This is a genomic window from Granulicella sp. S156 (assembly GCF_009766105.1).
Lineage (GTDB): Bacteria > Acidobacteriota > Terriglobia > Terriglobales > Acidobacteriaceae > Granulicella.
The window spans coordinates 115,135-128,700 of record NZ_LMUH01000026.1; the positions used below are offsets into that span (position 1 = coordinate 115,135).

Genomic DNA, 13,566 nt, shown 5'->3' on the forward strand with positions numbered 1-13,566 from the left:
GAGGCGCTACTTTCCGAAGACTTTAACAAGTGGTTCGAGGTCGGTGCGGGCGATAACGATTTGACCGCCCTCGATCGTCGACTTCAAAGGAATTGGGTTGCAGCCGCCAGGCTGGCCCATCGAGCTTGCCACCAGCGGCGACGAGCACATCTTGCAGGTGATGCCTTGTTCCCCGATATAGAAGCCCACCGGCCCGCAGATAGAGCAGGCATCGGCGGCGGCGACCAGATTGCCGTCAGGTTTGCGAAAGAGCAGGAAACGTACTTCGGTGGACTTGCCGCCGTCGTCGATATGCACCGAGTAGCGATGCAGCTTGGTGTCGTTGATGTCTGCGGCGGGTACGGTCACCTGCGAGCCGACCAGAGTGACCGGTGTGGCCGCGCTCAAGGCCGTCGAACTCTGCGCGTAGATGAACTCGGCTGTTGAGAGGAAGATAAAAAGGAAGCTGATGATAACCACAGAGGTCATCCAGAGCCGTTCGCGCTTCGCGGTCCACTCCAGTTTGCGCCGGTCTGCGGGTGTGGCGTCTGCGGGAATTGTCTGAGGCGCACGGCTACGGTACTCAAACAGCACCATCAAGCCAGCCAGAGCGAGCATCGTCACGAAGAAAAAGAGGTCGTTGCGCACAATGGGACCGATGTAGCGCATCTCGGCGGTACTGGAGGGGAGAACGCCGTTTTCGGAGAGCTCATGCAGACCGCTGACGAGGAGCTGAAAGACGACAAAGTAAAGGATGACTGTCGTGACCCGGAAAAAGCGCTTCAGGTTGATGCGTACGCTGCCGCGGATGAACAGGACACCAAACACGACGGCTGCCGCGATGCCGAGCAGTGTTCCTGTAAAGCTCATCAGTTCCGTAGAATTGAGCGACACGCCTGCAAGGATGAGTACCGTCTCGACGCCTTCGCGCAGCACCATCAGGAAGACGAACATAAAGAGCCCGAAGCGGTTGCTGGTGAGCTTCGCGACCTTGGACTCGATCTCGCCCTTCATGCTGCGGGCTGTCTTGTGCATGAACCAGATCATGCCGACTACGAAGGCCGCAGCGACGAGCATCACCCAGCCTTCGAAGATATCTTCATTGAACTGGGTGCGCGAGATGACAATGGCGACGCCGACGCTGGCGGCAACGGCTGAGAGAAGCGCCACAAAGGCAGTCTTCTTGAGCTCACGACGGTCAATTTTGTCGAGATACGCGAAGATGATCCCGACGATCAGCGCCGCTTCGACACCCTCGCGGAGCGTGATGATAAAGGCTTGCAGCATCCCAGTCTTTCCTAGCTGGGCAGGCCCGGGGTCCCTGGCGGGCGGCATTTTGCCCGTTGGGGTGGTCCATTCACTACCCGCGCTTGCGACGCAATAAATTCCGTCGTTGCAAACTTCATTCTAATTTGGACTAAATAGGTCGTCAATCGACGATGCGCAGCGATACGACGAAAACGAACCGTTATCGTCAGTGGAAAGCACTGTATTGAAGGGGATTATGGTGCGCCCGGAAGGATTCGAACCTCCGACCTACTGGTTCGTAGCCAGGCGCTCTATCCAGCTGAGCTACGGGCGCACATTGCAAGAACGCAACTAAACAAGAATACCCGATGAAAGAGTGGGAAGCAACTGATTGCCGTCCGTTTTCCTCATTCAGATTGTCAGCAGATCCGCCCGCTTGCGCAGAATGGCTCGCAAGGCGTCCGTCGCCGATCGAATTTCGCTGAGATGTTCGAGAATCCACGCACTGCCACCATTCTGAGTCTGTCCGCGCAGTGCGGCTGCGATGATCACCAGCTCTTTGTCCACCTGGCCGAGTTGGAGCAGGGTATGAGCTTCATCCCGGTACCGTTGCCACATACGGTCGTTCTCCGGCACCGGTGCGGAACGTATCTGGGCAGCAATGGCAGTCAGCGCAGCGGCCTCCTCATCGATGGCTTTGGCTGTGCGCACGGCCTCGGGATTCGGAAAGGGATTCTCTCGCGTGGGCGGCGGCAGGTGCTCATGGCGGTACTTGATTCCGGTGTTGACGACATCGGTGCGTGCGGCTGCCAGCAGTTCGCTCACCTTGCTGCGAACCAGCAGGTCGTCGGTACGTAACTGGTTCTCCATGCGATAGAAGTTGTAGCCCCAGCCATAGAAGAGGTTGACGGCAACTTGTTCGAATTCGTTGGTCTCATAGAAGTACGGCATACTGAACCACCTGTTTCTAAAGGCTGAGCCCCGGCGTGGCCGGGGCTCCGTAGTGCAAGTTTTCGATCACTTGATTTTCAGGGTTTTATCCAGCTCAAAGGTTCCCAGTGCCTGGCCGCCAATGTTGAACGGCAGTCCAGCCGCGGCGTTTGGCGCGGAGATCAGGCCCTTCTCTGCCATTTGCAGGGCAAGGTAATAGCGCACCGCCTGCTCGGGCTCGAGGCCGAAGGCCTTCAGGGAGATTAACTCCCGCATCCGCGCATCCTTGGGAAGCATCAGCAGCTTCACGTCGTTCAGCGCGATGCCATAGATCTTGAGCGTGGCGGCGAGGTGTTCCTTGATGAGCTCAACGATGTCGTGAACTTTTTCGTTGATTTGCTCGAGCGGGGTGACCTGGATGACCTGATTGATGGCCTGTTCCACCACGGGGCCGGCATATTCGGCTACTTCGCTGGCTGAAATGGACATGCCATCGAACGGCATATGCGTAATCAAGTCCAGCGCATCTTCGGTGCTGTCGATGTGGATGTAATAGTCAACCTGGTACTGCACTTCGGCCATCTCTTTGCTGGTGGCGATGCCGACACTGCTCAATAACAGCTTGCTGCGGTTGATGTAGATGACCTCATACACCCAGGGCGATGAGCCGCCGAAGAATCCCTGCGCGATGGAGCCGAGCAATGGTTTATCCGGAGTTTGGATGGAGTATTGGCCCGTCTCATAGACGGACAACACCGCGCCACGAGACTTCAAAATACAAAAATGATTGCTCTCGACCGTGAGCAACGAGCCACTGACGATGCTCTCGTCAATGATTTTGATGGCAACCGTTTTCCTGCCGAGTAGATCGGATCCATCTCGTGCGAGAGAGGTAATAACCTGCCGCGTAATAGCCACTTAAGTGCCTCGTATTGAAATACGAAGACGGAACCGCCACCCGAAGATGGGATCGCCTCGTTGGCAGAGAATTATACGGTTGCCATGCACTTAGGGAGTTACAGGCTGAGCTAGGTTGCTGCGGGAGCGGCAACGGGTGCGGGTTCTGGCTGTGGTGGAATCAACGACACGCGATCCACGACATCCAGGCCAGAACGGCGCAGCAACTGATGCACGATAGGCTCGGTGAGCCGAGTGGCGTCGTATTCCACACGCACGGTCTTTTCGGCCTCGCTGAACTCTACGCGCCGAATCCCGTAGACCTCGCGAATGCGTCCCAGGGCCATCATGGCGGCCTCATTGGGCGAGGCGCCGTAGCGATACATCACATCAAGCTGCGTCATACGGTGATTTTACCAGCGGCCGCAGCCGGTTCGACTAACCTGCTGTCGAAAGCCTCTTCAGATAATCGACAATCTCGGGACTGGTCCAGTCCTGTGCGCTCACAAACTTGCGCCGTAGCATGCCCTGGCGGTCGATCACGTAGGTCTCAGGAATCTGTACAGTGCCGTACAGAGCGTTGATCCGTGCCGAAGGGTCCCGCACCGTCAGCAGGTCCACTTTGTTTTGCGTCAGAAATCGCTGATACGCGTCGGCGTCGTCATCAATGCTGATCGCGACGACTGTAATATCCGGCATATTGTGCTGCAGCAGCAGCAGGCTCGGCAGTTCTTCCACGCAGGGCGCACACCAACTCGCCCAGAGGTTCAGCAACACCACATGCCCGCGCAGCTTGCTCAGGTCCACCGTTCGCGTGCCATCAGACACCACAAACTGCGGAGCTGCCACGCCGATATTCCGCGGATGATTGCCGCGATCACACCCGGCCGCCAGCAGCGTCATCAAAAGCCCTGCGGCAAACATCCCTGCCTGTCGAATCCTAACCCGTCGTATACCCATTGCTTCCTATAATACGAAGCTGTGCCCGCCGATCCCAATACGAAGCAGAAACTCAGTCCCATTCTGGGCCTTCCCATCGATGACGAGCCACTCGCTGCCGTCGCCTATGCCGCTCCCGAGCCGGCAGACAACACCCCTCGCCCCGAGCTCACCGTCATTATCCCCGCCCGGAACGAGGAACAAAACCTCCCCGTATGCCTTGCCTCGCTTCTCGATCAGGATGGCGAACTCTTCAAGCTGGGCCTCGACTGGGAACTCTTCGTCATCGACGACGACTCGACCGATAGCACCCGCTCCATAGCCACCACAGCAGCCGACCAGTACCCCGGCATGACGGTCCTCGAAGCCCCCGCGCTCGACCTGCGAGCCACACAACGCGCCTTCACCGGCAAAACCAATGCCTGCTGGGCCGGTGCACAGCAGGCCACCGGCCGCTGGCTTCTCTTTACCGACGCGGACACGCTACACGAGCCTGGTGACCTTGTCCGCGCTCTGCACGAGGCGAAAAAGCATGAGGCAGCGTTGCTCTCCTACTCGCCGCGGCAGATCGTTCACGGCTTTTGGCAGCGCGCCTTGATGCCGCTGGTCTTCTCCGAACTGGCAAGTGCCTACCCGCCAAACCAGGTAAACGATCCTGCACAGCGAATCGCCGCGGCGAACGGGCAGTTTTTGATGGTGGAGCGCGAAGCGTACTTTGCCGTGGGAGGGCATCTGGCTGTTGGACGGTCAGTGCTTGAAGATGTGGACCTCGCCTACAAGATCAAGCATTCCAAACGTGGACTGAGGTTTCGCTACGCTCCCGATGCTCTGAGCACCCGCATGTATCGCGGGCTGAGCGACATGGTCGAAGGCTGGACGAAGAATCTCGCGCTGCTGTTCCCACATGCGCTTGGGCTGGCCGCATGGAGGCTGCTCGACGTTGCTTTGCTCCTGCTGCCGCTGTTGATCTTTGCCTTGCCCTATCTCGTCCTGTGGCAAAAGGTAGCGATTCTTCTGCTCTGGGCGAGGACGCTCCTGCGCTATTCTCGCCGTGTTGCGCGTTCGAATTTTGGCTTTGTGAGCTGCTCTCTCTCGATATTCGCTCTGCCGCTCTTTATTGTGTTGCTGGTTCGAAGTTGGATGAAGCATAAGCTTTTTCACCAGGTAACCTGGAAGGGCAGGGAATACCGTACGGGACGCTGAAGCGCGGCAGTAGCTCCCCGCATCCAACCATCTCGTTGTACTGTTAACTGTTAACTGTTTACTGATTTCTGTTCGCTGTTTCCTATTCCTATGATTCTGCTCACACGCAAAGCCGACTTCTCCGCCGCCCACTTCTACTGGAATGATTCATGGACCGAAGCCGAGAACTACCGTGTCTTCGGCAAATGCGCCAACCGCCAGGGGCACGGCCACAACTACACGCTGGAGGTTACGGTCGAAGGCAATGTCGATCCCACCTCGGGCTTCGTCGTCGACCTGAAGCAGTTGAAGGACATTCTGGAGCGTGAAGTCGTCTCGGTCTACGATCATCGGCATCTGAACCATGAGGTCCCTGAGTTCAAGACGGCTGTGCCCACGACGGAGAACATTGCCATCGCCATCTGGCGGCGGCTGGCTGGCAAGATCCCCAACGCAAAGCTGTACCGCGTGCGTGTCTACGAGATGCCCGACCTCTTCGCCGACTTCTATGGAGAAGGCGCATGAACGGCACGGTGGCACATCTAAACCGTCGTTACCACTTCGCGGCATCGCACCGTCTGCACATCGATGCGCTTTCGCCCGAGCGCAATCGCGAGATCTTCGGCAAGTGCAACAACCCCTTTGGGCATGGTCATAACTATGTTGTGCAGGTTACGTTCTCCGGACCGGTGGATGCAGCAACAGGTATGGTGACAAATCTCGCCGATCTAGACAGCTTTGCGCAGCGTGAGATGCTCGATCACTTTGACCACGCAAACCTGAATACGCTGGAGTATTTCCTCGACCTGGTGCCCAGCACCGAAAATCTGTGCCTCGAACTCTGGCGCATCTTCGCCGAGTATCCGCACGCGAAGCTCGAGCGCATCCGCGTGGAAGAGACCGGCAACAATGCCTTCGACTACTTCGGCAATGGCGCGAAGATAAAGCATCAAGAATAGAAATTACGAATCATTGTTGAGTAGAGACTACGAATGACTGACAAGCCACCTATCGAATCTCCTGACCCTACACTCGCGAGCGCGAGCCTGCAGCAGATCTATGCGGAGTTGCTGGCCCGCATTGGCGAAGACCCCACCCGCGACGGACTTCTGAATACACCGAAGCGCATGGAAAAGTCGATGGCGTTTCTGACCCAGGGTTACAAGCAGTCGGTCGACGATGTGCTGCACGGCGCGCTGTTCGACGTGCATTACGACGAGATGGTCATCGTCAAGGACATCGAGTTTTACTCGCAGTGCGAGCATCATCTGCTCCCGTTCTTCGGCAAGGCCCATGTGGCCTATGTGCCGAACGGTAAGGTCATCGGCCTGAGTAAGATTCCGCGTATTATCGATGTCTTCAGCCGTCGCCTGCAGGTGCAGGAGCGCCTGACACAGCAGGTGGCGGCAGCCATCGACGAGGCGATTCATCCGCAGGGCGTGGGCGTCATCATCGAAGCGCAGCATCTGTGCATGATGATGCGGGGCGTGGAGAAACAAAGCTCCAGCACTGTGACGAGTGCCATGCTCGGAGTCTTCAAGTCGCAACAGCAGACGCGCAACGAGTTCCTTTCGCTCGTCGAACGGCGGCGTTAGCTGCATGAATGGTCTCCTCGTTCTTGATAAACCCACCGGTCTTACCTCACATGATGTTGTTTCGATCGTGCGCCGCGCCACAGGCGAACGCTCTGTCGGCCATCTCGGCACGCTTGACCCCATGGCGACAGGCGTTTTGCCCTTGCTGCTCGGCAAGTACACGCGCCTGGCGCAGTTCTTCGGGCAGGCAGAAAAACACTATACCGGCGATATCCGCTTTGGTTTTGCCACCGATACCTTCGACGCTGAAGGCACGCCCGCGACTGAACCGCAACCTTTGACACAGTCGTTCGATGAACTGTGTAGGTTGGCACGGCATTTTCATGGCGAGATGGACCAGATGCCGCCGGTCTTCTCCGCGAAGAAGATTAATGGCGTCCCAGCGCACAAGCTCGCACGCGCGGGAAAAGAGGTGCCGGTAAAGCCTGCGCGTATTTGCATTCACTCCTTTGAACTGACGGGGTTGGAAGGTGATACAGCCAGTTTCGCGATGCACGTTTCAGCGGGTGGCTATGTGCGTTCTGTAGCGCATGAGCTTGGCCAACTCGCTGGTTGTGGAGCACATCTCTCATCGTTGCGCCGCACACAGGCTGGCCTGTTCACGCTGGAGCACGCGATCACCGTCGATGATCTGAAGACACTAAGTTCCGCAGAGATTGAAGCTCGTCTGCCCCATCCGCGCTCACTGTTGCCGGAGATGCCCAGTGTCACGGTCGACGATCAGACCGCGGGGCGCATTCGCAACGGCATGCAGGTCAATGTGCCAGAGTTCTCGCAAGCCTCGCTGGTGAAGGTCTTCACTGGGCCACGCGAGCTGCTCGCAATTGCTCGCCGTATTGCGGGCACTTTGGTGCAGCCGATCGTCGTGCTCGCGTAGATAAGTTCGCTAATGGCCGTGGCTTTTTAAAGCCTCAACGCTTCAGCATTGGCTCAATCAACCGCTCAACATTCACCGCAACCTGCTTGTTGCCCTTCGCGGTTGCATGAGTGTTGTCGTCCTGTATGTCCCCGGCCACGCCATATACGTCCTGCAGCAGGAACGGTAGCAGGGGCACGCGATACTGCTTCGCCAGCGCCGGGTACATCGCATCGAACTTTGCAATGTAGTCATGGCCGTAGTCCGGAGGCAGCGTGATGCCGGCCAGTGCGACCTTTGCTCCACTGGCTTGCAGCTGTTCGATGATGCTTGCGAGGTTCTGTTGGGTCTGTTCGAGTTGCAGTCCGCGCAGTCCGTCGTTGCCGCCGAACTCGACGACGACCAGCTCAGGATGCTGCGCGATCACGCGCGCGATGCGGCTTAGGCCGTCTTTCGTGGTGTTGCCGCTTACGCCGGCATTCGTGACGCGATAGTGAAAGCCTGCGTCATCGAGTCTCAGCTGCAGGTAGTCCGGATAGCTCTGGCCAGGGTCCGTTCCGTAGCCTGCGGTCAAGCTATTGCCGAAGCAGACGATCACGGGCAGGCCGGCTATGGGAGCCGCCGTTGGCTTTGGCTGGATTGAAACCGGGGCGCCTGGGTTTGCGTATTGCTTATTGGCGCCAGTTTTACAGCCGCCTTGCAACAGCGTGACGAACGCTACAGCTAAGATAGGAAGCACATTGAGTCGCTGCACAAGTCGATTCTACCTAGAGGGCACGCCGCTTGCTTGAAACTCCGTCAGCTTCCGCCTCATCCATGATCGCCGTCGAGTCTCTGCGTAAGTCGTTGCGCACGGGTTCGACCAACGTTGAGATCCTCAAGGGCATCGACTTCACGATCCATAAGGGCGAGTTTGCCGCCATCATGGGGGCATCGGGGTCGGGCAAATCGACGCTGCTCGGTTTGCTCGCGGGTCTCGATAATCCAACCTCCGGCAACGTGCATCTCAACGGCACTGCGATCAGCTATCTGCCTGAGGACAAGCTTGCAAAGTTGCGAGGCCGCACCATCGGCTTCGTCTTCCAGAGCTATCAGCTCATCCCAACGCTTACTGCATTCGAGAACGTGCTGCTGCCTTACGAGTTGAACGATGAATCCGGCGACCGGAAAGCCGGTCTCGAACGTGCGCGACAACTGCTAGTTTCGGTTGGTCTGGAGTCGAGGCTTGACCACTATCCGGTGCAACTCTCTGGTGGCGAGCAGCAGCGTGTGGCTCTCGCACGAGCCTTTATCCTGAGGCCACCTATCGTGCTGGCCGACGAACCTACCGGCAATCTGGATACATCCAACGGCAAGCATGTGTTGGAGCTTCTGCTTCAGCTCAACCACTCCGAAGGAACAACGCTCGTACTCGTGACGCATGATCCCGCACTCGCAGCACACGCAACACGGGTAATCACATTGAGCGACGGTCTTGTCGTCGCCGATCAACAGCAGACAGCACAACTCTGAGGAAGGGAACCCCAACCATGCCCAGCCTCAGCTACTCCACCGCCTCTCGCATCGCCGCTCGTGAGCTTCGTGCTTCTCGCGGGAAGTTTGTCTTTGTCGTAATTTCGGTGGCAATCGGAGTCGCTGCGCTTACAGGGGTGCGCGGGTTTTCGTCCTCATTTCGTGCGATGCTCCTGCTGCGCGCGCGCAGCATCATGGCCGCCGATCTCTCCGCGAGAACGACACAGCAACTTACACCGCAGGAACAAGCAGGTATCGACAATCTCGTTGCTACGGGAGGTGACGAGACTCAGATTACCGAGCTGCTTTCGATGGCTTCATCGATTACATCGCTCGATCCTCTTCTGGTGGCGGTGAAAGCCGTCGATCCAGCAAAGTATCCCTTCTATGGTCAGGTTGTTCTATCGCCCGTGATGCCGGTTACACAGGCACTGACGTCCACGACTGTCGCAGTTGGCGACGATCTGTTGCTGCGCCTGCATCTAAAGGTCGGCGACTCCATCAAGCTGGGCAACCGTGCGTATCGCATCGTCGCCACGGTAGTGGACGAGCCGGACCGGCTCTCGGGCTCGTTTGCTGCGGGGCCGCGCGTTCTGCTCTCCCAGGCTGCGCTTGCGGATTCCGGCCTGCTGGCTGAGGGCTCGCATGCCGCACGACGTTATCTTTTTAGGTTGTCAGCCACAAAGCAGGGAAACGCCAGTTCCGACAATGCGGTGGCCACCCTGAAATCGGAGCTTGAAACGCTGCTGCCCGAGGCGCAGATCGCCGACTATCGCGAGGCGAGTCCAGCTTTGACCAAAGGGCTCGACGGCGCAACCGGCCTGCTTTCGCTGATGTCCCTGGTAGCTCTTGTACTCGGTGCGGTAGGGGTTGCGATGGCCATGCGCGCGCACCTGCAACAGCGTCTGGACTCGATTGCCATTATGAAATCGCTCGGCGCAGGTTCCGGGCAGATCATGAAGATCTACCTGCTGCAGACACTGTTGCTGGGGTTCGGCGGAGGCCTGCTTGGCGTTGTGCTTGGCATCGGTGTGCAGCTTGCATTCCCGCTCTTCCTCGCCAAGTTGCTGCATATTACGCCGGACTTCCGTATCGACCTGCATGCGTTTGCCATTGGTCTGGGTGCGGGCATGTTGACCACACTGCTCTTCACCTTGCCGCCACTGCTCGACATCCGCGGCGTGCGCCCGATTCTGATTCTGCGCCGTGCTGTTGAAGTCAGCGATGATCCCTTCACGACCCGGCTGGTGCGTAAACTTCAGGGTTCTGCTGTCCAGCTCGGCGCTATTGCGATTATTCTCGTAGGCCTTGCGTTCCTTGCCGCCGCAGTGTCGGACTCGCGGCAGGTGGGTGGGTTCTTTGCCGCCGGCCTTGTTGTTGTGCTGCTGGTTCTGTTGACGGCGTCCTGGCTCACGCTGTCTCTTCTGCGCGTTTTTCTGCGCAAAACCCGGCTGCATCTGCCGTCAGTGGTGCGGCACGGCCTCTCGAATCTTTATCGTCCGGGCAACCCCTCCGCCGCGCTGCTGGCTGCACTCGGCCTTGGTGTGATGCAGATTGTGGCTGTGTATATCGCGCAGCGCGCCGTTGTGCAGGAGATGCAGGTTTCCACCTCCGCCAATCTGCCAAACATCTTCCTTATCGACATCGCAAGCGACGAGGTCGAAGGTGTTCGCACGCTGCTCATGCATCAGCCTGGCATTCGAGGGAACCCGGAGATACTGCCTGTCGTGAGCTCTCGGCTATTGTCGATCGATGGTGTTCCGGCTTCGCAGCTCAAGTTGGAGCACTTACCACGCCGCATGTTGCAGTCGATCAATCTCACCTGGCCGCCAACCGCCGATGCGCCGCCACCCGGGGATGACATCGTGGAAGGGAAGTGGTGGACCGCGCAGCAGTCAGCAGACTCCGCTACTCATCCACTGGTGGCCATCGAGAGGGAGGAGGCCGCTCGGTTGCGTGTGCATCCGGGACAGCAGATGACCTTCGCTGCACAAGACGCACAATTCACTGCGACGGTAGCCGCCATCTACGAACCCGATAGCCGTCACACCTTCTCTCGTGCGGGGTTCGTTGTGCCGCAGCCTGTGCTCGCGGGCCTGCCCGTAGTCTGGTACGGTGGCGTGCATTGTGACTTTTCGGCGACTGCGCTTTTGCAGCGTTCTCTCTATGAGCACTACCCGACGGTCACAGTCATCAATGTCGCGGCCACGCTCGAAACTGTGCGACAGGTGATCCTGCAGATCACCTACATCATCCAGTTCCTGGCTGCGTTCAGTATCTTTGCAGGCATCGTGATTCTTGCGAGCTCCATCGCGGGCACTCGCTACCGCCGCATCCGTGAGGTCGTCGTGCTGAAGACACTCGGCGCAACCCGTCCTCGCATCGCCGCTATTTTTTCGATAGAGTTCGCCGTTTTGGGGCTGGTCGCCGGCTTGGTGGGCTTGGTGTTTGCGAACATTCTCGCACGCCTGATCCTGCTCCATGCACTGCACTTCGAATATCACTTCCAGTTGTGGTTGAATCTCGGCGCGTGGTTCATTACAGCATTACTTACCGTTGCGGCGGGGTGGCTAGCGAGTTACCGCATCCTTGGCCAGAAGCCATTAGAGGTTTTGCGAGAAGAGTAAGTGGCCGGCTATTTCGGTATTCAAGAAAGGAAGGGGCCCGACTTGAAAGCTAGGGCCCCTTCGTTCTGTTGCATCATCACCGTTCCGTTACCTGATCCCGATGGTGCTAGGGAGCAAGTGTAGTGATCAGACCGGCATTCGGGCTGCCCCATCCGGTCACCAGGTCATAGCCCTTTTCAGCTGAATAGCTGCCGGATTTGCCGCTGGTGATGTCGTGAAAGTCCGTGCTGTAGGTGGAAGTTATATTTTCCGAATAGATGGTTGGGTTGATGAAGCCGATGGTTGAATCGCCGTTGGCAACCAACTGCTGGTTGACCAGCGCGATGAAACCAGCCCACATGGGTGCGGCGAAGCTGGTGCCCCCATACTCATTTGCCAGGCAGGTAGTCTGATCGGCACAGGTATAGAAGGTGAAGTTCGCGTTTGCCGATACGTCCGGGCCGTTGCGATATTTTGTCGAACCCTTATTGGTTGAGGTGATCACGCCCGAGAGCTTCTGCCACGAGGGGATCGCGATTTTGTCCGGTGAGATGCCGCCGCCGCTATCTGCCCATGCGGTCTCTGACTTCCAGGGACCAGCTGCGCTTGAGGTCGTCAGGTCTGTACCGCCGACTGAAACGACATACGCATCGTCCGCTGGCCAGGCCTCATTGCTCGAGGACCAGGTAGAACTGTCGCCGGACGCCGCGAAGAAGTTCTGGCCTTGAGCGGCCATCTTCTCAAAGTACGGGTCAAGTGTGCTGGGGTCTGCCGGCGTCCAGCCCCACGAGCAGCCAATGGTTGTCGGCAGGGGATTGTGCGTCGTCATGGAACTGATGATCGCGGTGTCGGTGGATCCAACGTATACCACCAGACTTGCCAGCCCTGGAGCCATGCCGATCGCCTGGGTCATGTCGAGCGTCTGTTCGGTGTCATCGCAGCCAGCCGAGTTCAGGCAGCTCGTGCTGGTTCCATCCGTGGAGAGGAGGGTGACAGGCACTTTGTTAGTTTGACCAACGTTCTTGAAATACGTGGTCAAGTCGGCCAGGTCGGTGCCTTCATATTCGAACAATCCGAGGTTCTGACCGGCGCCGGTGAGGGCTGTTCCGCCATAGTAGGCCGCGCGCATGTCGCTGCCCAGGAAAGAAGCTGAAGGGCCGGAGCCGGTAGTAGCGTGGGACACGACCGCCTCTGGCGAAATACCATGGGCCTTCGCGTAGTCACTCTTCTTAACTAACATCGTGTGCGGAATGGAGTAGTTATCCAAACCGGAGATATGCCATAAGTTGAATGGCAGGTTAGTTGTGGGCTCGTTGTCCGGGCCATAGAAGGTGCGATCCTCGGTGGGATGCTGGTACGTACGCATAGTTACATGGAAAGCAGTCTCGACGGCTGAAACAGGACCTTTGACCTGCACATCCATACCGTCACGGGTACCGCCAACGACCGTAAGGCCATTTTTATTCACGAATTGAATAACGGCATCATAATCGGCCTGGCTGGGTCCGAACCTTGTCGTGAACTCTGGTACGGTGAGGAAGTGTCGGTACAATCCACTATTCGGATCGTATATATCGCTCAATAAACTTTCGAGTTCCGCTTGGTTGCGCAACGGCAGAACAATATCCAGGTTCATCACCTGGTCTGCGGGAAGTTGCGCAATGGCCCGCGCCTCACCGGTGCTAGCCACTTCTCGTACATGACGAGTCAATACAGATTGCGCCTGGGATGCTGTCGTTACAGCTAGCCCAACCGCGATGATTGAGAACAGAATGGAACGAGAAGGACGAATTGCTGCGGAAAATGCACTTCTAGTAATTAC

The 13,566-nt window shown here is 57.8% G+C and carries 14 protein-coding genes and 1 tRNA gene; 7 read left to right on the forward strand and 8 right to left on the reverse strand.

The window, feature by feature from the left end:
* Nucleotides 1-6: 6 nt before the first annotated feature.
* The 6 genes from GSQ91_RS22090 to GSQ91_RS22115 form a co-directional block, all read right to left on the reverse strand.
* A complete protein-coding gene (locus tag GSQ91_RS22090; RefSeq protein ID WP_158823937.1) occupies nt 7-1,266 on the reverse strand; it encodes a Fe-S-containing protein in 1,260 nt (419 codons plus the stop codon).
* Nucleotides 1,267-1,484: 218 nt separating this feature from the next.
* A tRNA-Arg gene (locus GSQ91_RS22095) sits at nt 1,485-1,561 on the reverse strand.
* Nucleotides 1,562-1,638: 77 nt separating this feature from the next.
* Nucleotides 1,639-2,178, reverse strand: coding sequence for a hypothetical protein (locus GSQ91_RS22100; protein WP_158823938.1), 540 nt, complete (start codon nt 2,176-2,178; stop codon nt 1,639-1,641).
* A gap of 66 nt (nt 2,179-2,244) precedes the next feature.
* Nucleotides 2,245-3,075, reverse strand: coding sequence for an SPFH domain-containing protein (locus GSQ91_RS22105; RefSeq protein WP_158823939.1), 831 nt, complete (start codon nt 3,073-3,075; stop codon nt 2,245-2,247).
* A gap of 110 nt (nt 3,076-3,185) precedes the next feature.
* The gene (locus GSQ91_RS22110; protein WP_158823940.1) at nt 3,186-3,458 is read right to left on the reverse strand and encodes a hypothetical protein; all 273 of its coding nucleotides are present in this window, start codon (nt 3,456-3,458) and stop codon (nt 3,186-3,188) included.
* Between the two features lie 34 nt (nt 3,459-3,492).
* Nucleotides 3,493-3,978 carry a TlpA disulfide reductase family protein gene (locus GSQ91_RS22115; protein WP_254064823.1) on the reverse strand — a complete coding sequence of 162 codons (486 nt, stop codon included), beginning with the start codon at nt 3,976-3,978 and terminating at the stop codon, nt 3,493-3,495.
* A gap of 57 nt (nt 3,979-4,035) precedes the next feature.
* Here GSQ91_RS22115 and GSQ91_RS22120 point away from each other — a divergent pair, with 57 nt between their 5' ends.
* From GSQ91_RS22120 to truB, 5 genes are all read left to right on the forward strand, one after another.
* Nucleotides 4,036-5,196 (forward strand): glycosyltransferase family 2 protein, encoded by a 1,161-nt coding sequence (locus GSQ91_RS22120; RefSeq protein WP_158823941.1) that lies wholly within the window; start codon nt 4,036-4,038, stop codon nt 5,194-5,196.
* Between the two features lie 90 nt (nt 5,197-5,286).
* A complete protein-coding gene (locus GSQ91_RS22125) occupies nt 5,287-5,700 on the forward strand; it encodes a 6-carboxytetrahydropterin synthase (protein ID WP_158823942.1) in 414 nt (137 codons plus the stop codon).
* Nucleotides 5,697-6,134 carry a 6-carboxytetrahydropterin synthase gene (locus tag GSQ91_RS22130; RefSeq protein ID WP_158823943.1) on the forward strand — a complete coding sequence of 146 codons (438 nt, stop codon included), beginning with the start codon at nt 5,697-5,699 and terminating at the stop codon, nt 6,132-6,134. The genes GSQ91_RS22125 and GSQ91_RS22130 overlap by 4 nt, the downstream gene beginning before the upstream one ends.
* A gap of 33 nt (nt 6,135-6,167) precedes the next feature.
* On the forward strand, nt 6,168-6,770 hold the full coding sequence (gene folE / locus GSQ91_RS22135; RefSeq protein ID WP_158823944.1) for a GTP cyclohydrolase I FolE: 603 nt from the start codon (nt 6,168-6,170) through the stop codon (nt 6,768-6,770).
* Between the two features lie 4 nt (nt 6,771-6,774).
* On the forward strand, nt 6,775-7,647 hold the full coding sequence (gene truB / locus GSQ91_RS22140; protein WP_158823945.1) for a tRNA pseudouridine(55) synthase TruB: 873 nt from the start codon (nt 6,775-6,777) through the stop codon (nt 7,645-7,647).
* A 34-nt stretch (nt 7,648-7,681) separates the two neighbouring features.
* On the opposite strand, the gene GSQ91_RS22145 is transcribed toward truB, so the two are convergent.
* The gene (locus GSQ91_RS22145) at nt 7,682-8,380 is read right to left on the reverse strand and encodes an arylesterase (protein ID WP_254064824.1); all 699 of its coding nucleotides are present in this window, start codon (nt 8,378-8,380) and stop codon (nt 7,682-7,684) included.
* 62 nt (nt 8,381-8,442) lie between these two features.
* Between GSQ91_RS22145 and GSQ91_RS22150 the strand changes: the two genes are divergently transcribed.
* Both GSQ91_RS22150 and GSQ91_RS22155 read left to right on the forward strand, forming a co-directional pair.
* Nucleotides 8,443-9,138 (forward strand): ABC transporter ATP-binding protein, encoded by a 696-nt coding sequence (locus GSQ91_RS22150; RefSeq protein WP_158824552.1) that lies wholly within the window; start codon nt 8,443-8,445, stop codon nt 9,136-9,138.
* A 17-nt stretch (nt 9,139-9,155) separates the two neighbouring features.
* On the forward strand, nt 9,156-11,765 hold the full coding sequence (locus tag GSQ91_RS22155; protein ID WP_158823946.1) for an ABC transporter permease: 2,610 nt from the start codon (nt 9,156-9,158) through the stop codon (nt 11,763-11,765).
* Nucleotides 11,766-11,871: 106 nt separating this feature from the next.
* On the opposite strand, the gene GSQ91_RS22160 is transcribed toward GSQ91_RS22155, so the two are convergent.
* Nucleotides 11,872-13,434, reverse strand: a complete 1,563-nt coding sequence (locus GSQ91_RS22160; RefSeq protein ID WP_158823947.1) for a protease pro-enzyme activation domain-containing protein — start codon at nt 13,432-13,434, stop codon at nt 11,872-11,874.
* Nucleotides 13,435-13,566 lie beyond the last annotated feature (132 nt).